This is a genomic window from Saliphagus infecundisoli (assembly GCF_020177375.1).
GTDB lineage: Archaea > Halobacteriota > Halobacteria > Halobacteriales > Natrialbaceae > Saliphagus > Saliphagus infecundisoli.
This window is the reverse complement of sequence record NZ_JAIWHV010000001.1, coordinates 571,698-592,404: the sequence shown is the minus strand read 5'-3', so window position 1 is coordinate 592,404 and position 20,707 is coordinate 571,698. Positions and strand designations below refer to the sequence as shown.

Genomic DNA, 20,707 nt, shown 5'->3' with positions numbered 1-20,707 from the left:
GTACGTCCCGTAGCTAAAAGAGCTTGTGAATCCGGGGTCCTGATAGAACCCGACACGCACAAACGGCCGGTCGCCGAAGGCCGGGCATGATCTCGAACCTCGCGGACGGCGTCGATACCTTTACGAGCAACGCCTTCCTGGTCGCCGGCGACCGCCCGACGCTGGTCGATACCGGCGCGAACTTCGACGCCGTCGCCGCCGTCGAGGAGCGCGGGATCGAGCCCGAACGGATCGTGCTGACCCACACCCACCCCGACCACGTCGGCAATCTGGGGGCACTCCGGGAGGCGTTCGACCCCGAGGTCCTCGCCTACGACCCCGACGCGGGGGACGGAGAACTCGACGACGGCGAGGCCCTCGCCATCGGCGACCACGACTACGAGGTCCTCTACACGCCGGGCCACAAGGATGACCACGTCTGTCTGTATGCCCCCAAGCCGGGGATCTGCTTCGCGGGCGATCTCGTCTTCGAGCGCGGGTTCGGCCGGACGGACCTCCCCGAGGGCGACCGGGCGACGCTCGTCGAGAGCATCGACCGCCTCGCCGACCGCGTCGGCCCCGACCTCCGGGAACTCCACCCCGGACACGGCCCGAGCGTGACCGACGATCCCTCCGGGACGATCGAACTCGCCGGGCGGATGGCCCGCCAGTAGTTATCTCCCCTCGAGGAGTTCGAGGAGCGCGTCGTACACCTCCCCGTAGGCGTCCGCGACCCGCTCCGGATCGGCCCGCTCGCGAGAGGAAAGCGCCGGGAGCCGCCGGCTCCCGACGGGGTCGATGTAGTCGACGACGTCCCCGACCCGCCGTTCCATCCGCCCCTCTCGCGGGGCGGAAGTCGCCACCTCGCAGGCCCGCAGGTAGCGGTCGCCCCGATAGAGCCGGACCCGGCCCGGCTCGACGGCGGCCACCGCGGCTGGCTCACAATCGAGGGGTAGGGCGACCTCGCCGTAGGACTCGACGACAGCGAACTCCGCCGACCGGACCTCGCGGGCGAGTTCGTCGAACAGCGGGAGATACCGCGCCTCGGTCAGCTCGTTCAACTCTCGAACGGAGCCGACCCGGGGGGCGTCCTCGAGGGCCAGGGCCTCGGCGACCCGATCGGGGACCGACGCCTCGGCGTTGACGACGAACCGCTCGCCGACGCGGTCGACGACGAACTCGCGGTCGCTCCGGCCGAGCAGCCCCGATCCACCCGCCGGTGCGGGCCGCCACAGCCGGTGGATCGGGTTCAGTTCCTCGGGGGTTCGATCGCCCCTCTCGGCGTCGGCGAGAGCGGCGGCGTCCTTCCCGTGGAGGCGGCCCTCCGCGAGCGAAGCGAGACAGTCGTCGTGGTCGAACCAGTAGTCGTTTCCCGCTCGGGGTTTGTACCCCCGCCCGCCGGTCCGGGCGAGCAGGCCGGTCGAAAACGTCGTCTTCCCCGCGTCGACCCGATCGGCGCCGACGACGAGGACCGTCGCCGTCATTCTTCGCCGTCGCGGAGCCCGTAGTAGCCGGGTTCGTCGTCGCTTCTCGGCTCGGCGACGGCCAGGTCGTCGGCGTTGACCATCACCCACGGGATCGCCCAGTCGAGCAGGACCTCCTCGGTCTCGACTTCGATCTCGGCGTCGGGATCTAACCCCTGGAGGAGTCGGGCGATCTCATAGACCGAGTACAGCTCGTCTGACTCTAAGAGGTCGGCAGGGTCGTAGAACTCGCAGGGAACGATCTCGTCGAACTCTGATCGTGCGACGGGCATGGCCGGATCTACTCGACGGAACGGAAAAACGGTGTGGATCGTAGAGCCGTGGCTGATCGGGAGGCGTCGAAAGAAATCGGTGATGTAGCGACCGAGTCGTCTACTCGAAGTGATCCAGGCAGGTCTGGTACTCCTCTGCGACCGAGTCCCAGTTGACGACCTCGAAGAAGCCCGAAACGAAGTCGCCGCGGTCGGGACCGTAGTCGTAGTAGTAGGAGTGTTCCCAGACGTCCAGCGCCAGGATCGGGTGAGCGCCCCAGAGCGCGCCCTGGTCGTGTTTGTCGACCTTGACGTTGCGAAGCTGCTTCGAAACGGGGTCGTAGACCAGCAGCGCCCAGCCGCCGGCGGCGCTCGCGGCGGCCTCGAACTCGCCTTTCCAGCCCTCGTAGGAGCCGAAGTCCTCCTCGATGCGGTCGGCCAGCTCGCCCTCGGGTTCGCCGCCGCCGTCGGGGGACATGTTCTCCCAGAACAGCGTGTGGAGGTAGTGTCCACAGCCGTTGTGGGTGACGTTCCCCAGCGCGCCGGCCGTCGAGCCGTAGTCGCCGGACTCGCGGTTCTCGGCCAGGGTCTCCTCGGCGCTGTTCAACCCGTTCACGTACCCCTGATGGTGGGTATCGTGATGCCAGGTGACGACCTGTTCGGAGATCGACGGTTCGAGCGCGTCGTAATCGTACGGCAGCTCCGGAAGTTCGTGTTCAGTCATTGTGTGACACCTCTAGGCCTACTATCACTGTCTCAGGTGTTAAAGGTTGAGGAGTACGATGATAGCATTTCCCATAGAAGCCCGCCTTCCCGCGGTCAACCCGCCTCGAGTCCGCGCGGCCCACTCGCCGATCACCCCGCCCCGCGCTCGTCGCGGACCGTTCGTTCGAGGCGATCGAGACCTTCCTCCAACCGATCGATCCCCGCCGCGAAGCTCAGCCGAAGGTGGCCCTCGCCGCCCGCCCCGAAGGCGGTCCCCGGCGCGGTGACGACGCCGTACTCCTCCAAGAGCCGGTCGGCGACGGCCTGACTTTCGCCCTCCAAGTCGCTCACGTCGAGGAAGGCGTAGAACGCGCCCTCTGGCGGGGCGAGCGAGACTCCCGGGATCTCGTCGACCCGATCGCAGACCAGGTCCCGGCGGCGCGCGAACGCCCGCGCCATCTCCTCGATCGGCTCCTCGGGACCCGTCAGTGCGGCGATCGCGGCGTACTGGGCCGGCGCGTTCGTCGAGGAGGTGGTGTGTTCCCGGAGTCTCGTCATCGCGCCCACGACGTCCCCGGACCCGACGAGCCAGCCGACCCGCCAGCCGGTCATCGCGTACCGCTTCGAACACGAGTCGACCGTGAGCAGCCATTTTCGGAGGTCGTCGTCGGCGATCGCCGCGGCCGGCGGCGGGACGTCGGTGTAGGTCAGTCCTCGATACACTTCGTCGGCGATCACGAACGCCGAGTGGTCGGCCGCAGCCCCCAGAACTCGCCGGATCCCCTCCGCTCCGAACGTCCGCCCCGTCGGGTTCGCGGGCGAGGTGAGTATCACTGCTGCGGTCTCCGGCCCGATCGCTGCGACGATCCGGTCGGGATCGGGCGAAAACCCCTCCGCGGCGGGCATCGGAACCTCGATCGGCTCCGCGCCCGCCATCCTCGCCTGCGAGATCGGGTTCGGCCAGGCCGGCGTCGAAACCACGACTTCGTCGCCCGGATCACAGACCGTCTCGAGTGCGAGGTGGAAGGCCTCGACGCCGCCGTTCGTGACGATCACCTCGCTTGCGGGGTCGGGCCGGGGCTCCCGCGAGTCGGCGATCGCTTCCCGGAGTTCGAACAGGCCGGCGTTCGCGGTGTAGTTCGTCCGGCCCGCCCTGGCGGCCTCGTCGGCCGCCCGGACGACGTGGGCGGGAGTGTCGAAGTCGGGTTCGCCGAGTTCGAGGTGGACGAGGTCCCGGTCGTCCTCGCTCTCGAGTCGGGCGGCCCGGTCGAACATCGCGCGGATCCGCTGGGGGCCGATGGCGGCGGCCCGCGCGGAGATCCGGTCTCCCGACGACCCGTGGCTCATAGCGACGCCGACGGGCGGGGTCGCCAAAGAGGTTGGCAACCGGCAGGATTATTCCGAACGGGCCCCGACCCCCGGCGATGGCAGAGGAGCGGGAACCGACGTTCTACGCCGCCCTCGCGTTGAGCCTCGTCTCCTCACTCGCCTGGCTCGCGGCCCCGGTGCTCGCTCTCTACACCCTCTACGTCGCCGCGACCGGCGGCGCGATCGGCGACCCCGCGTTCGCCACCGTCGCCGCGCTCTCGACCGGGATCGTCTTCGCACGCCTCGAGCGACGATACCAGCCCAAGGGGTTTCGGGACTAGCGCGAGCGGGCGAGGGTGACCGAGACGGGCGCCTCGCGGACGACCTCCTCGGCGACGCTGCCGGTCAGGATCCGCGAGAGCCCCGACCGGCCGTGACTGCCCATGACGATCTGATCCATCGACTCCGCGTCGGCGTATTCGACGATCGTTTCGGCGGGATCGCCGGCCCGGACGTCCGTGGTGACCGTCGCCTCGTAGACCTCCGCGCGGCTGCGGACCTCCTCGAAGACCTCCGAGGCGCGATCGGCCTCCTCCTCGGGGATCTCGGCACGGTCTCCCTCCATCGGGCCCAACCCGTTCGCGTCCGCGACGTAGAGGGCCGTAATCGCAGAGCCCGGGTGGACCTCGAGGGCGTGAGTGAGCGCGACCGTCGATGGCTTCGATCCGTCGAAGGGAACGAGTATCCGCTGATCCATGGGGGGTGGTGGCGGCCGGGACGCTAATACGCTGGGCTTTCGGGCGGCTACTTCGACGGGGAAGGCGTCTGGACGTGGGAGAGATAGGCCGCTAGGTCCACCGTCGTCAGCATCCCGATGACCCCCTCGTCGTCGTCGACGACGGGGAGGTGATGGAAGCCGTGTTCGATCATCGTGTCCGCGGCGTCCCGGATCGACGCCTGCGGGCCGATCGTGACGACGTCGGTCGACATGTAGCGCTCGACGGTCGTCTCGGCTTTCGGCTGGCTCTCGGCGACGATGCCGACGAAGTCCGTCGTCGTCAGGATCCCCTCGACCCTGCCCGCGTCGTCGACGACGACGAGCGAACCGATCCCGTCCTCGATCATCGCCTCGGCGGCCGTCTCGACCAGCGTGTCGGCGGTCACCGACTGGACCTCCGCGGACATGAGCCGCGCGACGAAGATGTCGTCCATACCCCGTAGTTCGGAGCCACCGGGATAGGCGTATCGACACCGGAGACACCCACCGCGCGACCTCCCGTCGGCCTCCGGGACCGACGCTATCGACGCTATCGACGCTGCCGGAGAAACGTTTAGGGAGGGCCGGACCCCCAGTCGACCCGATGCCAGAGAACCGCGTCGTCGAGGGACGGATGGTGACAGCGGAGAAACTCGCCGAACTGATCGAGGGCGAGTCGGTCCTCGAGGCGGAGGCGATCGAGGACGCCGACCGCGAGTGTCCCGACTGTGGCGGCGACGTCTTGACGGTCGGCTACATGCCCACGGTCACGGAGTTCGTCTCCGGCTACAAGTGCCAGGAGTGTTCCTGGGCCGAGACCAACCGCGAATAGGCGAGATCGGGGGGCGACCCCAAACTATTGAATCCCGGAGGGCGCCCCCGGCGTATGGACGACTCCCTCCGATACGGAATCGTCGGCTGTGCCGGGATCGGGAACACGCACGCCGAGGCCATCGCGGACGTCGAGGACGCCGACCTCGTCGCCTGCGCGGACGTAAACGAGGACGCGGCGAGGGAGTTCGTCGCCGAGCACGCCCCCGACGCCGAAACCCACGCGGAGGCGGGGGAGATGGTCCGCGAGAGCGACGTCGAGGCGGTCAGCGTCTGCACCCCGAGTGGCACCCACGCCGACGTCGCCTGCGAGGCCGCCGAGGCCGGCGCCCACGTCCTCTGTGAGAAACCCCTCGACGTCTACCGCGACCGGATCGACCGGATGATCGACACCTGCAAGCGGGAGGGCGTCACCCTCGCGGGCGTCTACCAGAAACGGTTCGAGCCCCACGCCCGGCGGGCCAAGCGGGCGATCGAGGAGGGCGAACTCGGCGACCCCGTCTCCGCGTCGCTGACGGTCGACTGGTTTCGCTCCCAGCCCTACTACGACTCCGGGGAGTGGCGGGGCACCCGCTCGATGGACGGCGGCGTCCTGCTGAACCAGGCGATCCACGCCATCGACCGCCTCCAATGGCTGCTGGGCGGCGTCGAGAGCGTGAGTGCGATGACCGACACGCTCGCCCGCGAGATGGAGAGCGAGGACACCGCCGCCATCGCCGTCCGGTTCGAAAGCGGCGCGCTCGGTACGATTCAGGCGACGACGGCGACCAAGGGCGGCTCCCGGCGGACGGAAGTGAACGCCACCGAGGGCACCCTCGAGATCGAGGGCGGCGAGCTCTCGATCGAGGTCGGCACGGGCGAGGAGAGTTACTACGGTGCCGAAACCGAGTCCCTTGAGGTCGAGGGCGTGGCCCACGACTGCGGTGCGGGCCACGTCGGCGTCGTCCGGGACTTCGTCGAGGCGATCCGAACGGGACGCGAGCCGGAGGTGCCCGCCCGCGAGGCCCGCGTGGCCGTCGACACGATCCTCGCGGCCTACGACTCCTCGGAGACCGGCGAACGGATCGAGCTGTAGACGGGCTGATCCGTGCGATCGCGGCGGAACGGCTTCTGCGGACTGGTTCACGTGGGCGCCGAAAGTATATAGTCGTCCGGTCGACAGGAGAGGGCATGTCGGAACTGCCCCTCGAGACCTACTACGATCTGACCCAGGTCGGCGAGGTCGCCGTCTCGCCCGACGGCGATCGGGTCGCCTTTACGACCACCGAGTACGATCCCGACGAGGACGAGCCGGTCGCCTCGCTGTTCGTCGCGCCCGCCGACGGCTCGCGGGAGCCACACCGCCTGACCCGGCTCCCCGGCGCCGGCTCGCCCAAATGGGGGCCCGAGGGCGACCGGCTCGCCTTCCTCGCCGGCCGCGAGGAAGACACCGAACGGCGCGTGGGCCGGGACGACGAGGACGAGGAAAATGGAGGTGACGACCCCAAGAGCCAGGTCTGGCTGTTCGACCTCGCGCTGGGCGGCGACGCCACTCAGCTCACCGAGTTCGACGAAGGAGTCCGCGAGTTCGACTGGAGCCCCGAGGCCGACCGCTTGGTGGTCTCGGCACGGGACCCCGACGAGGCCGAGGAGGCGTATCTCGAGGGTCGCCGCGAGGAGGGCGCCCCGATCGAGACCGAACGGCTCCAGCACAAACTCGACGGCGTCGGCTACACCGACACCGTCACGACCTACTTGTTCGTCGTGAGCGTCGGGGAGGAGGGAGAGCCCGACCGGCTCGACGACGCCTACGGCGGCGGGGCGATGGAGGGCCTCCGGGGGCTCCAGCCCACGTGGGGCGCGGGCGACCGGATCGCCTTCCTCTCGACGCGGACCGACGAGCCCGACGACACGATGGTCGCCGACGTCTACACGATCGACCCCGACGGCTCGGACCTGAAACGGTTGACCGACGGGGACCTCGGCTGTGGAGCTCCCACCTGGTCGCCGTCGGGCGACCGGCTGGCCTTTGCCGCCGGCGATCCCGAGAACTGGTGTAAACCCAGCGAGGTCTACGTCCACGACGGAGAGGGCTACGAGTCGCTGACCCCCGATCTGGACCGGTCGGTCGCCCGCACCGGAGGACCCCAGTGGACCGACGAGGAGACGATCTACATCCCGATCGCCGACGACTCCCGGACGCGACTGCTCCGGATCGACGGCGTCGGAGGTAGCGGTAGTGGGGACGGCGAGAGCGACGATCCGGAACGCGTCTTCGAGGCCCAGGGCGACGACCGCGCGCTCGCGGGATTTCACGCCGACCCCGAGAGCGACCGCGCGGCCATCGTCCTCTCCGATCCGGCCGACGGCCAGGACGTCTATAGCGTCGGCGTCGGAGACCTGGACGCCGACGAGGAGCCCGACTCCCTGACCCGGCTCTCGAACGCCAACGAGGAGCTGATCGGGGAGTACGAGATGCCGGCCGCCGAGCGCGTCAAGTGGGAGAGCGACGGCTGGACGATCGACGGCGTCCTCTACACCCCGCCGGAGTTCGACGCCGCCGAGGACGGGCCCGCGCCGCTCGTGGTCGCGATCCATGGCGGCCCGATCTCCTACGACGAGCCGATGTTTAGCTTCGCCCACGCGGCGCTCACCTCCCGAGGATACGCCGTCCTCCGCCCGAACTACCGCGGAGGCTCCTCGCGGGGCCGGAAGTTCGCCGAGACCCTTCGCGGGCGGTGGGGCACCGTCGAGGTCGAGGACATCGCCGCCGGCGTCGAGTTCGCCGTCGAGGAGGGGATCGCCGACCCCGATCGCGTGTTCGGCTACGGCTTCTCGTACGGCGGGATCGCCCAGGGCTTTCTCGTCACCCAACGGCCCGACCTGTTTGCCGCCGCGGCGCCCGAACACGGCATCTACGATCTTCGATCCTCCTACGGCACCGACGATTCCCACAACTGGATGGAAAACGAGTACGGGCTTCCGTGGGAGGAGAGCGACAAATTCGATGCCTCTTCGGCGATCCTCGACGCCGGCGAGATCGAGACCCCCCTCCTGATCACCGCCGGACAGGAGGACTGGCGGTGTCCGCCCTCCCAGTCCGAACAGTTCTACGTCGCCGCCAAGAAGTCGGCGGGCGAGGCCCGCCTCGTACTGTATCCCGACGAACACCACAACGTCGGCACCCCAGAGCGGGCGATCCACCGGCTGGAGGAGGTGCTGGCGTGGTACTGCCGTCACGATCCCGCGGTCGAGGAAGAAAGCGAAGACATCCACGGGCGGCTGGAGGACGGCAAGGACGAGAACGGAGACGATAGCGACGAGGACGACTGAGATGGACCGCGGTACGTCACTTCCGGAACACCCGCGACCCGTTGGGAAGCTCTCGGGAGCAGGTACGGGCGACCACAAGGATGCCGTACAACTGTTCCCCTACGGCTCCTGTCTTCGGTATGAGAGGAGGGTGACGGAGCTACTCGAAGCGGTTCCGTTGACTATACAGATAGATCGTGAGAAGGAGAGAAAGTACAACGGTGATCATGGCACCAGTGTCACCACCAAGTACATCAATCCCACCCCGGAGCGCTTCGACGAAGAATAGAACCATTGCAGCCACCAATCCCCGCAACGAGAGCGTCCACAATCCATACGCAGCAGCGAAGGAAACGGGAGTGAGAATCCAATGTAACGGTGACCCCTGAACAGCCAGCAGGAGACTACCAACTCCGATGAGAAGGCAGTAGACGGACACGATTTTGACACCAACTGTCGTAGAGTTGGATTGTCCCATGTAAAAAGAATTGTTATCCTTCAGTTGATAAATTCCTGGGGTTCATCAAGATAGATTCATATTCCGAGTGGAAAACCCGTCGAACGTTCTACGAAATCAATCCCGTCCACTGCTCGATGGACCCAGGACCGTCCCGATCCGGGCCGTCCGATCTCCGACGCGCTACCAGGTCAGCCCCTCGTAGACCTCGAGTCCCCCCTCGTCGACGGCGATCCGGCGACCGTCCACGAGCACCCGGCGGTTCATCCCCGAGAAGTCCAGATCGTCGAACTCCGCCCAGTCGGTCGCGACGACCGCGCCGTCGGCACCCGCGAGGGCTTCGCTCGCGGAGTCGGCGTACTCGACGTGGGGGTAGTCGGGCCGGACGTTCTCGCTTGCGACGGGGTCGTAGGCGACGACGTCGGCGCCGCGCTCCGTGAGATAGTCGATCACGTCGAGCGCGCGCGATTTCCGGACGTCGTCGGTGTCGGGTTTGAACGAGAGGCCGAGCACCGCGATCCGGGCACCCTCGAGGGGAACCTCCGCCTCGAGCAGATCGACCAGTTTCCGGGGCTGTTTGTCGTTGACCTCGACGACGGCATCGAGCAGAGAGGGGTCGTACCCCTGTTCGCGGGCGCCCGCGCGGATCGCGTTGACGTCCTTGGGGAAACAGGAGCCACCCCAGCCCAGTCCCGAGCGGAGGAACCGGTCGGAGATCCGGTCGTCGAGGCCGACGGCATCCAGGACCTCGTAGGCGTCGGCGCCGTACGCTTTCGAGATGTTGCCGAGTTCGTTCACCAGGGAGACCTTCGCCGCGAGGAAGGCGTTGTTGGCGTACTTGATGAGTTCGGCCTCGCGAACCCCGGTCTCGACGAGATGGGTCTCCTCGCGTGCGACGATCGGCTCGTACAGTTCCCGGACCGCGCCCCTCGCGACCGAGCTGTCGGTGCCGACGACGACCTTGTCCGGTTCGAGGAAGTCCGCCACTGCGGTGCTCATCCGGAGGAACTCGGGGTTCATCGCGAGGTGGAGGTCGCCGCCGACGCGCTTGCCCGAGCGCTCTTGAACGATGGGGCCGACGACGCCCTCCGTCGTCCCCGGCAGGACCGTGCTCTTGACGACGACGACGTGGTCGCCCTCTTTCTCCGCGAGGGCGTCGCCCAGCGACTCGGAGGCCGCACGCATGATCGCGAGATCGAGGCTGCCGTCGTCGTTCTGGGGCGTGGGCAGACAGAGCAGGGTGAGGTCGGTATCGCGGACGGCCCCGTAGTCGGTCGTCGCCCGGAGCCCGTCGCCGGCGTGGGCGGCGATCCGTTCGGCGAGGCCGGCCTCGTGGATCGGCGCCTCGCCGGCGTTGATCGTCTCGACGATGTCCTCGTCGATCTCGACGTTGACGACGTCGTGGCCCAGGTCGGCGAGGCAGGCGGCGATCGTCGTCCCGACGTAGCCGCTGCCGATGATGGAGACGTTCATGGCCGGAGAGAGAACGGGTGGGGGTTAGTGGTTTTTGGGTTCGGACGGCGTGGGCGGGTCGCGATCGTACCGACCGGCCGGGATCTCGAGCCGTCGGCGGCCGGAACGACCCCGTCAGCCCCCAACCACTGGAACGTCGAAGGGGAGGTTGTCCGTCACGGTCGTCCGGAACCGCGTCGAGATGACCAACAGCACGCAGATGTACGCGCCCGCGCCGACCCCCACGAGCGAGACGACGAACGGCGCGTTGTAGTCGGCGATCCAATACGTTTCCCCGACCCCCCGCGCGGCGTAGACGACCCCGCCCATCGCCGCCGCGGCGATCCACTGGCGGCCGATCTCGGCGTAGGGAACCGCGAAGTCGACGAGGGTTCGGGCGTACCGAAACGAAAGCGAGAGCCCGACGGTCGCCGAGAGGAAGGTCGCGACCGCGGCCCCGACCCAGCCGACGGTGGGAACGAGCGCGAAATTGAGCAGGAGGTTCGAGACGATGAAGACGGCGTTGGCACGGAAGGCCAGATCGGGGCGGTCGACGGCTCCGAGCGTGTTGAGCAGTTGCATCGTGTACGTATAGGCCAGAAGCGCGGCGACGAGGATCACGAGCACGCTCGTTCCCTCGACGAACCCCTCGCCGTAGATGAGCAGCAGTCGATCCCCCAGAAGCCCCCCGCCGATCAGGCCGGGGATCAGGAGCAGGCCGGCGTACGCGAGGGCGTTCTCGACGAGGTTCGAGACGGCCCGAGAGTTGTCCTCGGCGGCCTCCTTGCTGATCTCGGGGAACAGCGTCGTGCTGATGGCGCTCCCGAAGATGTTCAGGAACTGTGTGATCGACCAGACGACCGAGTAGATCCCGACCAGCCCCGCGGGGACGAAAAAGCCGAGCACGATGATGTCGACCGAGTCGAACGTCTTCGCGCGCATGTTTCCGAGCCAGGAGAACTTCGCGAACTCGACCAGCCGCCCGAAGTGCTCCCGGCGCGGCATCGCGGGCCTGAACCCGAGGATCCACAGCGAGGCGATGCCGACGACGATGGCGCCGGCGGCGTACCCGACCAGCATCCCGCTCAGCGCCCAGCCGGCCACGACGAGCCCGATCTGTGCGAGGCTTCGCAGACCCATCTTGACGGTCGCGAGCAGCGCGTAGACGTGGACGAGGTGGTGGCCCTGGAGCGAGGAGAAGGCAAACGACCGGAGCAGTTCGGCGAAGACGAGGAGGACGACGAACACCGCGACCGGCGCGCCGACGTAGCGGTCGATCGCTCCCCGGAAGGCCAGCGTCGCCAGGGCGATGACGACGAACACACCCCCCATCATCAGCCCGCCGGCGGTGATGTACGACGCCCGCTCTTCGCCCTCGCTCACGCGCTTGACGATCGCACCGGTAATACCGATCTTCCCGGCGATCGCGAGCCACGCGACGAGCGCGAGCGTGATCGAGTAGTAGCCGAGCACCTCCTCGCCCAGGAGTCGCGCGAAGTAGACCGTCGCGACGAACCCCAGCAGCGAGCCGACGACTTTCGAGACGAGATAGACGATCGACGTTTGGCCGAGACGCATTCCTCGAAGACTACCTGCCGTATCGGGCGCGGCGAACGGACTTATCGCTTGTCATCACGCGGTTTCGGTGGCCCCACGCGAGCGGATCCCGCGAGTTCGCTCGGACGACCGCCGTCGCCGTCGAGCGACGCCGAGCGGTCGAGACGCCACCGTTTTCACGCCCAGCCAGAAAGCGGAGGTATGAACCTCGACGGGCCGGTCGTACTGCTCACGGTGGACACGCTCCGGGCGGATCGATTGACGCCCGACTGTTTCCCGGAGTCGTTCCCGCTCTTCGAACGGGAGTTCGCACGGTTCACGTCCGCGATCTCTCACGGCAACGCCACGCCACACGCGTTCCCGGGGATCGTGACGGGCTACCCCGTCGTCGGCAACGGCGAGTTCCGGTCGGAAGCGACGACGATCGCGGAGATACTGGGGGGAGCCAGTTCCGGGTTCTCGAACAACGCGCATCTGACCGCCGAACGGGGGTACGATCGCGGGTTCGACCGCTTTCACGACCTCTCGCCGCCGGACTCCCGGTCGCCCGTCGAACGGCTCAAGCGCATCGAGGCTCTCCGCGACTCGGAGACGGTCGTCAAAGCCTACCGGCTGTTGCGCAGGCTCCGGGACGCGGCGAAATCGAACGGGGAGGAGGGCGTCGTCCACCCGTTCCCGAACCCGAAGACGACGGCCGACGTCGTCACCGAGTTCGTCGTGCGCCGGCTCGGCAAGGCCGACGACTTCGTCTGGGGTCACTACATGGACCCCCACAAGCCGTTTCACCCCGACCAGGCCGTCGACGGCCCCGAGATCGACCGCTCCTACGAGGAGATCGAGCACCTGAACTCCTACGAGCACACGAGAGATCCCGTCAACGAGGACGACATGGCGTTTCTGGAGTCGCTGTACGACTCGAACATACGGTACCTCGACCGGGAGCTGGCACGCTTGTTCGAAACCATGCGCGAGCGGGGCGTCTACGACGACGCGCTGATCGTCGTCGTCGGAGACCACGGCGAACTGTTCGGCGAACACGGGCTGATGTTCCACCCGATGGACGTCGATCCGGTCGACGAGCTCGTGCGGACGCCGCTGCTCGTGAAGTATCCCGGCGGGGCCCACGCCGGGGAGACGTTCGACCACCTCGTCCAGCACGCGGACGTCCTGGCGACGATCGCTCGAGTAACGGGAATCTCGTCGCCGGCGATTCCGGAGACCGCCCATCCGTTGACCGAGACCGATCCGAGACGGGTGATCTCGAAGTCGAACACCTCGATCCGGCTCACCGAACCCGACGGCGTCGCGTTCGTCCGACGGGACGGGACCGAAAGCGGGATCGAGGAGGTCTCCGAGGAGGGACGGGAGCGACTCGAGGAAGCCGAGTTCCCCGCCGTCGAGACCACAGGCGGAACGGTAAAGGGGGTCGAGGAGGCCGAACGGAAGCGGCGGTTGGAGGCCCTGGGCTACCAGTGAAAAAGGAGGGCCGTCACATGGAAGGCCCGCGCATAACCGGCTGGCCGTCGGAACCTCGCGGATGGGAGCCGCCTACCTCGAACGGGCCCTGGACCGGGCCGGACTGCTCGAGCCGACGAGTCGTGCGTACAACTCCGTACTCCGGTACCGAAACGGCGCGACGCTCGCCACCGAGGTCGGCGGCCTCACCGCGAGGTTTCACACCGAAAGCGCCCCCGAGTACGCCCACGTCCGAAACTTCTGGATGGACGACCTCGGCGGCGAGCGGGCAGTCCTCGAGCGCTTTCTCGCCGATCTGGAGCCCGAGGACGTCGTCTACGACGTCGGGGCCAACGTCGGAACGTACACCTGCTTCGCACAGCAGGTCGTCACCGAGGGTCGGGTCCACGCGTTCGAACCCCACCCGGAGAACGCCGCCCGCCTCGCCGACAACGTCCGCGAGACGGGCGACAGGGGGGTGACGCGGATCCACCGGGTCGCCGTCTCGGACGACTCCGGGACCGTCTCGCTCGCCGTCGGCGGGAGCATCGTCGGAAAGGGAACCCACAACGTCCTCGACAACGGCGGGTCGTCGATCCCCGTCGACGCCGAGCGGTTGGACGCCTATATCGAGGAACGCGGCCTCCGGTGGCCGGATGTGCTCAAGATCGACGTCGAGGGGGCCGAAGACCAGGTCCTCGAGGGTGCCGAAAGGGCACTCGAGGGCGCACGCCTCGTCTACGTCGAGGTCCATCCCCAACACGGCGTCTCCCTCGCGGGCGTCGAGAGCCGCCTCGAGGACGCCGGGTTCGCGATCGAACCAATGGAAGTGCGGGGGAGCCAGCCGTTTCTCCGGGCGTCGAAGGGAGGGGAGTAGGGCTCGGTCGGCCGGAGGACGCCGATCGACGGCTCCGGTCGCTGGCGTCGGTCGGCCGGCCCGGGACCTACTGTATGTATCCGAGGTCGCGGAGCCGGCCTCTCGTCTCGTCGTCGAACTCCGATCGCTCGCCGTCGTCGCCCCGGGACCACTCGATTCCCTCCCGCTCGAGGACGGCCGCGAGCTCGCTCGCCGTTTCGGGCTCGTCGGCCAGTCGGTCCTGGGACTCGTCGGGCAACCGATACAGCCGCTCGGATCGCCCGTCGGTGACGTACTTGTGCTCCGTCGTCCGGACGGCCGTGATCGGGTCCTCGAAGAACTCGGAGCCGAAGTCGGGGTCGTGCTCCCGGTAGGCCTCGAGGTCCGCGACACCGCGCTGGCTGATCGCGTACCGTCGACCCGGTTCCCGCAGGTCGCGGCCCTCGAACCCCTCGGTGGATGCACCGGCGAGCGCGCCGATCGTATAGGAGAGGTCGACGTGCTGTGAGAGTTCGTTGGGTCCGTCGGCGATGTCGTCGATTCCCGCCGTGACCATCGGGACCTTGACCAGCCCGTCGTGACAGACGAGGTCGTGGCTGAGGAGTCCGTACTCGCCGAACAGGTCGCCGTGGTCCGCCGTGACCACGATCACGAGATCGCGATCCGAACGCGACCGGGCCGTCTCGATGATCTCGTGGGTCGTCCGATCGGCGAAGCGGATCTCGGCGTCGTACAGCGACCGGATCGCCTCCCACTCGCCGTCGGTGAGGTCGAGACCGGTCGCGACCCGCCGGGTCATCTCCTCGCCGTCCGCATAGAGGTCGGAGACGAGCGAACACGCCTCCTCGACGTCCAGAGGGGCGTCGGAGGGATACGCGTCCAGATACCGGCTGGGCGGGAGGTAGGGGTGGTGGGGCGAGAAGACGTGGGCGTACGCGAAGAAAGGGGAGGTGCCCGACCACCGACGCTTCAGCCAGCGCCTCGCCTGATCCCGGACCAGGTCGTTCTTTCCGTCGCGGACGTCCTGCCGGAGCCTCCCCAGATCGAGCGTCGGGTTCGCGAGGACCCGATCGAACAGACAGCGCCAGCTATCCCTGGCCACCTCGTCGATCCCGGCGAAGTTCGAGGGCGTCATCCGGACGAATTTCGAGTAGTCGAAGCCCCGATCGAGACCCGTCGCCGCCGAGAGAAACGAGTTCGAGGAGAACAGCGCCGTCTCGTAGCCCGCCTCGGAAAGGCGTTCGGGCAGCGTCTCAAGGCCGTCGGGAATCTTGTACCCGGCTTTCCCGTCGGTTCCCAGGTCGTGCGTCGAGAGGTGGGTTCCGGTCAGCATCGACGCCGACGACGGCGGCGTCCAGATGGAGGCGGCGATCCCGTTCTCGAACAGGGTCGCGTCCTCGCGCTCGCACAGCGAGTGGAGGTACGGAGTCGTGTTCCGGCCGTAGCCGTACAGCGGCGTGTGGTCCGCACGGACGCTCTCGAGGGTGATCCAGAGGACGTTGGGCCGCTCCATGGCCCATCGCACGCGCCGGGGCGCAAAAAGCCCACCACTCGAGGCGGGGGCGAGTCCCGCCAGAATCACGAATCCGGTTCGATGGCCCCGAGACGGCCGACGGGGCTACTCCTCGCCGAAGAACACGTCCTCGTAGGCCGCCGTCACCACCGGGATCGAGAACTCGTCGGCGCGCATCGAGAGCGCCTCGGAGTCGGGCGGGTCGGAGAGCACCTCGTCGATCGCCCCCGCCATCCGGTCGGGATCCTTCACGGGGACCAGTGGACCGTAGGTGCCGTTTTCGAGTATCTCGCTCGGGCCGCTCGGACAGTCCGTCGAGACGACGGGGGTCCCACAGGCCATCGCCTCGATGAGGACGTTCCCGAACCCCTCGTACCACGACGAGAGGACGAACGCGTCGGCCCGTCCCATATATTTGAAGGGGTTGTCGACGAAGCCGGGAAACGCGACCCGTTCACCGACTGCGAGGTCGTCGGCCAGCCGCCGGAGCGCCGCCCGTTGCTCGCCCTCGCCCAGGAGGACGAGCCGGGCGTCGTCGTCAGCGAGGGCGGCGAACGCGCGAAGGAGCGTGTCGAACCCCTTCTGGGGGACGTGTCTGCCGGCGCTCGTCACCACCGAGAGGGAGGGGTCTGCGAACCAGTCGTGGTCCATGGGCTCGCCGGCGCGGCGCCTGATCCGCTCGACGTCGACGGGGTTGTGGATCACCGTGGCCTCCACGCCGACGACCCGGCGGAGGTCCTCGCGGACCCCGCGTGAGACCGCGACCGTCCGGTCGGCGTAGGGGTACGCCAGAGCCGCCAGCCGGAGCGCGAGCCGGTCTTTGATCCCGTCCGCGCTCGCCGAGGGCATGTTGTGCTCGCTGACCACCAGCCGCGTCCCGACCCCGGCGAGTCGGTGTGCGGCGACTGCGGCGACGTTGATCTCGGTCATCATCGCGTAGAGGACGTCGGGCTCCCGCGCCCGGAGGTATCGCCGGAGCGGGAGGGCACTGGTCGTCACCCGCGAGGCGTCGAGCCCGACGACCGAGATTTCCGGGGGGAGTTCCTCGAGAAGGTCCCCCTCGGCGGAGACGAGAACGAGATCGACCGTGTGGCCGTTCTGAACGAGACCCGAACAGAGGTTGAACGCGACGCGCTGGGCGCCGCCGATCCCCATCGAAGTCAGAAACACTGCGACGTGGCCCATCGTCTACTGCTCATCGGCGTACGGGCCCATAACTGGTTTGGGTTCGCTCGGCTTCGGCCCGCACGGAGCACGCCCTCGAGCGATCCCGCGGAGTGAGGACGCGACCGTGGTCTATTTGGATTCTCGGGGCCACGTCCCGGTATGAGCCGGAACGTCGTCCTCGTCTGTCTCGACACGGCCCGAAAGGACCTGTTCGACGAGTACGCACGCGAGATCCGGCGCCGGGCCGACGTCTCCTTCGAGGGGGCCCGGGCGGCGAGTTGCTGGAGCGTGCCGAGCCACGCGAGCATGTTCACGGGAACGCTCCCCTCCGAACACGGCATCCACTCGCACAACCCCTCGTTTTTCGGGCTCGATCGCGCGGAGACCGTGATCGGCGACCTCCCCGACCACACCGCGATCGGCGTCTCCGCGAACGCCTACGCGCGATCGGAGTTCGGGTTCGACCGGCTGTTCGACTCCTTCATCGACGTGAGCAGGGGAACGGTGTTCAACGAGGGGCTCGACGTCCCTGCCTGGCACGACCGGGAGGACCGCGAGGGCGTCCGGAAGTACCTCGCGTTCGCGCGGACGGTCGCCGGCCACGACCACCCCGCAAAGAGCCTCGCCAACGGCGTCGCAAACCAGGTCCACTACGCGCTCCCGCGGGTCGGGATCGCCAGCCCGCTCGACGACGGCGCCCGCGCGATCGCACGGAGCACGAAACGGCTCCTCGAGGACGCCGACGAGCCGTTCTTCCTCTTCGCGAACGTGATGGACACCCACGGCCCCCGGTCCCCGCGGCTTCCCTATGACGAGTCGATCCACGGCCTCCCCGCCGACTGGTCGTTCGGCCTCGACGACTGGGAGGTCAACCTCGCCGACGATCCCGAACGGTTCGAGGCGGAGTTCCGCGACCTTCGGCGGCTCATGGCCGCGGAGGTCGAGTACACCGACCGGGTGATCGGCGGATACATCGACCACCTCCGGGAATCGACCGACCGGGAGACGACGGTGATCGTCACCGCCGACCACGGCGAGAACGTCGGCTACCCGTCCGAGGACGGCCTCTACAAACACACGAGCAGCCTCTCGGAGGGACTGCTCCACGTCCCGTTCGTGCTCGTCAATCCGCCTGCGGGCTACGACCGGATCGAGGAGGGACTGTTCTCCCACGTCGATCTCCGGCGGCTAATCTGCGGGCTGGCCAACGGCGAGACGCCCGACGTCTTCCGGGAGTCGATCGCGGCCGAGACGGTCGGGATCTGTTCGTCCCACCGGGGCAACCTTGAAGAGGAGGACCTGGAGTACTGGGACCGGATGATCCGGTGTGCCTACCGGGGGACCGAGAAGGTCGAGTGGGACTCGCAGGGACGGAGCCGACGGTTCGAGATCGACCCGGACGCCCCGAGTTCGCAGACCGAACTCGAGACCGACGTCGAGGTTCCCGGCTGGGCGCTCGAGCACTTCTCCGAGGAGATCACCGCCGTCAAGGAGCGGGCGGTGGCCGAGGACCGGTCGTCCGAGATCGAAGACGAAATCTCCGAGGACGCGATGGGGCGGCTCGAATCGCTGGGATACGCATAACGCGGGTCGAAACCGACCCGTCATCGGAGTCAGGAACGGAGTCGGTCGATCAACCGGCGACACGCCTCCCCGTCCTGGTGTTCGTAGAGGAGATCCCGCAGGTCCTCCCGCCGGGGGCCGTAGCCGTCCTCGCCCGACAGGGCGTCGTCGAGGGCTCGTTCGAACGCCGCCCACGTCGTGGCCCGCGGACCGGGCGCCCGCTCCTCGTAGTCGTAGACGAAGCCGACCTCCTCGGCGAAGGTTTCGACGTCGTAGGGAACGAGGACGATCGGCCGATCCAGGGGGAGGTAGTCGTGGTACAGCGAGGAGTAGTCGGTCACCAGGACGTCGACCGCGGGGAGGATCTCGTAGACGTCGTTTACGTCGTCGGGACCGAGCACGCTCGCGCGGGGGACCTCCCCCTCGATCTCGGCCAGGCGGCGGTGGACGCGGTCGCTCGCCAGGTCGTGGGGATGGGGCCGGAACAATAGCTCCGCACGGTGGCGCTCGAGCAGCGAGGAGAGGTCGTCGGCGGCGAGGTCCTCGAAGGGGAGGAACTCGGTGTAACAGTCCTTCGCACGGACCGGATCGTACTGGCGCCACGTCGGCGCGTAGAGAACGGTCTCGTCGGTCCGTTCGCGATCGAAGCCCGCCTGGTCGGCGAGCCGCGCCGAGGCCCCCCGGTCGCCGCCGGTCCAGAGTGGGTCGTGGCGCGGGTAGCCGGTGACGACGGGCTGGTCCTCGGAGACGCCCAGACACCGCCGCTGGACGTCCGCGACGAACGGCGAGGTCGCGGCGATCGTGACCCCGCTCGCCCGCCACCGCCGCGACTGGGCGACCTTCTCCGGCGAGACCAGTTCGGGGTTCGACGGGCAGAGCTGGGTGTTCTTGACCGACTCGCCGTGTCTGAGGTTGACCAGGCGAAGCGAATCGGGAACGAGGGCGGTGTCGGGGGCGATGTCCGCCGTCGAGTGGGTGAAAAAGCCGGTGTCCGCCCGGAGCAGCGTCGAGATCCCCGTCCGCGAGAGGACCATCTCGACCGGTTTGCCCGCCGCCCGGAGGTCGTCGTACACCCGCCGGTTCTTCGTCATCCAGACCGCCTCGACGTCGGGTTCGTTCGCCAGCACCCACTCGTAGAGGTACTTGGCATTGTCGGCGTAGAACTCCCCCGCGTTCGAGCCGAAGACGTACAGGTCCTCGCGGCTCCCTGCCAGCCGGGCGGCTCCGGTCGTGGCGGCCCGGCCGGCGCGGCCGACCGTCCGGCTCCCGGTCAGCCGGTCGATCGGGTCAGCCATGGATCGTCCGCGCCCGCTCAAGATCCTCGACCGTGTCGATCTCCGACCAGGAGTCGGCATCGACCTCGACGGTCTCGACCCCGATCCCTCGAGCGGTCAGTTCGTTCAACACGTCGTGCCAGTAGACCCGCGACTCGCTCTTGAGGAGGGTCTCGACCGCGTCGTCGAACGCCTCGCGGGAGGCGGCCCCGCGGACGGCGACGAGGCCGGCGGACTTGGCGACCGGCTCGCCCGAGATCGTCTTGCCGACCTCCGCAAGGCGGCCATCCTCTATTGTCAGGTTCATGTCGTCGGGCGAGAACTCCTCGGCCGGGGAGACGGCGAGGTAGATTCCGTCGGCGTCGGAGTCCGTGACCGCGCGCAGGGCGTCGGGGCCGTAGATGGTGTCGCCGTTCTGGACGACGAAGTCGCCGTCGCCGGCCGCCTCGATCCCCCGCGAGAGCGAGTGGACCGGCCCCGTGGAGTCGTAGCGTTCGTTCTCGACGAGCGAGATGGGGACGTCCCCGGAGCGGGCGCCGACGGCCGAGCGAAAGCAATCGGCCTCGTAGCCGACGACGACAACGGCCTCCCGGATCGATCCGACGCGTTCGGATGCGTCCATGGTGAGGTCGAAGATCGAGTCCCCGTCGGAAACCGTGACGAGCGGTTTCGGGTCGTCGGCGGTCAGCGGCCGGAGCCGGGTGCCTTTCCCGGCCGCGAGTATGATCTGTTTCATTGAGAGAGGGGTTCTCTCCGTCTTCGAGGCAGCTACCAATGGGCTTTTTGATGAGGCCGTGCTCTCGACGG

The 20,707-nt window shown here is 68.1% G+C and carries 21 protein-coding genes; 9 read left to right on the top strand and 12 right to left on the bottom strand.

Annotation, left to right across the window (positions count from 1 at the left end; genetic code table 11):
* The first annotated feature begins 86 nt into the window (after positions 1–86).
* Positions 87–653 carry an MBL fold metallo-hydrolase gene (locus LCF40_RS03275; protein ID WP_224827341.1) on the top strand — a complete coding sequence of 189 codons (567 nt, stop codon included), beginning with the start codon at positions 87–89 and terminating at the stop codon, positions 651–653.
* Here LCF40_RS03275 and LCF40_RS03270 read toward each other — a convergent pair whose 3' ends face one another.
* The 4 genes from LCF40_RS03270 to LCF40_RS03255 form a co-directional block, all read right to left on the bottom strand.
* Positions 654–1,463 (bottom strand): ATPase, encoded by an 810-nt coding sequence (locus LCF40_RS03270; RefSeq protein ID WP_224827340.1) that lies wholly within the window; start codon positions 1,461–1,463, stop codon positions 654–656. It abuts the gene before it with no gap.
* Entirely contained in the window at positions 1,460–1,735 is a 276-nt protein-coding gene (locus tag LCF40_RS03265; protein WP_224827339.1) for a DUF5827 family protein, read from the bottom strand. The genes LCF40_RS03270 and LCF40_RS03265 overlap by 4 nt, the downstream gene beginning before the upstream one ends.
* Before the next feature lie 100 nt (positions 1,736–1,835).
* Positions 1,836–2,438, bottom strand: coding sequence for a superoxide dismutase (gene sod, locus LCF40_RS03260; RefSeq protein WP_224827338.1), 603 nt, complete (start codon positions 2,436–2,438; stop codon positions 1,836–1,838).
* 131 nt (positions 2,439–2,569) lie between these two features.
* Entirely contained in the window at positions 2,570–3,766 is a 1,197-nt protein-coding gene (locus tag LCF40_RS03255; RefSeq protein WP_224827337.1) for a pyridoxal phosphate-dependent aminotransferase, read from the bottom strand.
* A gap of 77 nt (positions 3,767–3,843) precedes the next feature.
* Between LCF40_RS03255 and LCF40_RS03250 the strand changes: the two genes are divergently transcribed.
* On the top strand, positions 3,844–4,068 hold the full coding sequence (locus tag LCF40_RS03250) for a hypothetical protein (RefSeq protein WP_224827336.1): 225 nt from the start codon (positions 3,844–3,846) through the stop codon (positions 4,066–4,068).
* Here the strand turns inward: LCF40_RS03250 and LCF40_RS03245 are convergent.
* Entirely contained in the window at positions 4,065–4,484 is a 420-nt protein-coding gene (locus tag LCF40_RS03245; RefSeq protein WP_224827335.1) for a universal stress protein, read from the bottom strand. The two genes, LCF40_RS03250 and LCF40_RS03245, sit on opposite strands and share 4 nt — an antisense overlap.
* Before the next feature lie 47 nt (positions 4,485–4,531).
* Positions 4,532–4,939, bottom strand: a complete 408-nt coding sequence (locus LCF40_RS03240; RefSeq protein ID WP_224827334.1) for a CBS domain-containing protein — start codon at positions 4,937–4,939, stop codon at positions 4,532–4,534.
* A gap of 149 nt (positions 4,940–5,088) precedes the next feature.
* On the opposite strand from LCF40_RS03240, the gene LCF40_RS03235 reads away from it, so the two are divergent.
* The 4 genes from LCF40_RS03235 (at position 5,089) to LCF40_RS03220 (ending at position 8,895) form a co-directional block, all read left to right on the top strand.
* Positions 5,089–5,316: a DUF5795 family protein gene (locus tag LCF40_RS03235; protein ID WP_224827333.1), complete on the top strand. Its 228-nt coding sequence runs from the start codon at positions 5,089–5,091 to the stop codon at positions 5,314–5,316.
* Positions 5,317–5,370: 54 nt separating this feature from the next.
* Positions 5,371–6,390: a Gfo/Idh/MocA family protein gene (locus LCF40_RS03230; protein WP_114575723.1), complete on the top strand. Its 1,020-nt coding sequence runs from the start codon at positions 5,371–5,373 to the stop codon at positions 6,388–6,390.
* Between the two features lie 95 nt (positions 6,391–6,485).
* On the top strand, positions 6,486–8,627 hold the full coding sequence (locus tag LCF40_RS03225; protein WP_224827332.1) for a S9 family peptidase: 2,142 nt from the start codon (positions 6,486–6,488) through the stop codon (positions 8,625–8,627).
* A gap of 1 nt (position 8,628) precedes the next feature.
* Entirely contained in the window at positions 8,629–8,895 is a 267-nt protein-coding gene (locus LCF40_RS03220) for a hypothetical protein (RefSeq protein WP_224827331.1), read from the top strand.
* Between the two features lie 351 nt (positions 8,896–9,246).
* Here LCF40_RS03220 and aglM read toward each other — a convergent pair whose 3' ends face one another.
* The gene (gene aglM, locus LCF40_RS03215; protein WP_224827330.1) at positions 9,247–10,536 is read right to left on the bottom strand and encodes a UDP-glucose 6-dehydrogenase AglM; all 1,290 of its coding nucleotides are present in this window, start codon (positions 10,534–10,536) and stop codon (positions 9,247–9,249) included.
* A gap of 114 nt (positions 10,537–10,650) precedes the next feature.
* Entirely contained in the window at positions 10,651–12,093 is a 1,443-nt protein-coding gene (locus LCF40_RS03210) for an oligosaccharide flippase family protein (protein WP_114575727.1), read from the bottom strand.
* A gap of 180 nt (positions 12,094–12,273) precedes the next feature.
* Here LCF40_RS03210 and LCF40_RS03205 point away from each other — a divergent pair, with 180 nt between their 5' ends.
* Entirely contained in the window at positions 12,274–13,548 is a 1,275-nt protein-coding gene (locus LCF40_RS03205; protein WP_224827329.1) for a sulfatase, read from the top strand.
* Positions 13,549–13,609: 61 nt separating this feature from the next.
* Complete coding sequence (locus tag LCF40_RS03200; RefSeq protein ID WP_224827328.1) at positions 13,610–14,404, top strand: FkbM family methyltransferase; 795 nt, start codon at positions 13,610–13,612, stop codon at positions 14,402–14,404.
* 67 nt (positions 14,405–14,471) lie between these two features.
* On the opposite strand, the gene LCF40_RS03195 is transcribed toward LCF40_RS03200, so the two are convergent.
* Together LCF40_RS03195 and LCF40_RS03190 are read right to left on the bottom strand one after the other, a co-directional pair.
* Entirely contained in the window at positions 14,472–15,896 is a 1,425-nt protein-coding gene (locus LCF40_RS03195; RefSeq protein WP_224827327.1) for a sulfatase, read from the bottom strand.
* A gap of 105 nt (positions 15,897–16,001) precedes the next feature.
* On the bottom strand, positions 16,002–17,081 hold the full coding sequence (locus LCF40_RS03190) for a glycosyltransferase (protein ID WP_224827326.1): 1,080 nt from the start codon (positions 17,079–17,081) through the stop codon (positions 16,002–16,004).
* 141 nt (positions 17,082–17,222) lie between these two features.
* Between LCF40_RS03190 and LCF40_RS03185 the strand changes: the two genes are divergently transcribed.
* Complete coding sequence (locus tag LCF40_RS03185; protein ID WP_224827325.1) at positions 17,223–18,647, top strand: sulfatase-like hydrolase/transferase; 1,425 nt, start codon at positions 17,223–17,225, stop codon at positions 18,645–18,647.
* A 29-nt stretch (positions 18,648–18,676) separates the two neighbouring features.
* Here LCF40_RS03185 and LCF40_RS03180 read toward each other — a convergent pair whose 3' ends face one another.
* Together LCF40_RS03180 and LCF40_RS03175 are read right to left on the bottom strand one after the other, a co-directional pair.
* On the bottom strand, positions 18,677–19,921 hold the full coding sequence (locus LCF40_RS03180; protein ID WP_224827324.1) for a CDP-glycerol glycerophosphotransferase family protein: 1,245 nt from the start codon (positions 19,919–19,921) through the stop codon (positions 18,677–18,679).
* Positions 19,914–20,636: a phosphocholine cytidylyltransferase family protein gene (locus tag LCF40_RS03175; protein WP_224827323.1), complete on the bottom strand. Its 723-nt coding sequence runs from the start codon at positions 20,634–20,636 to the stop codon at positions 19,914–19,916. Before LCF40_RS03175 ends, LCF40_RS03180 begins: the two co-directional genes overlap by 8 nt.
* Positions 20,637–20,707: the final 71 nt, after the last annotated feature.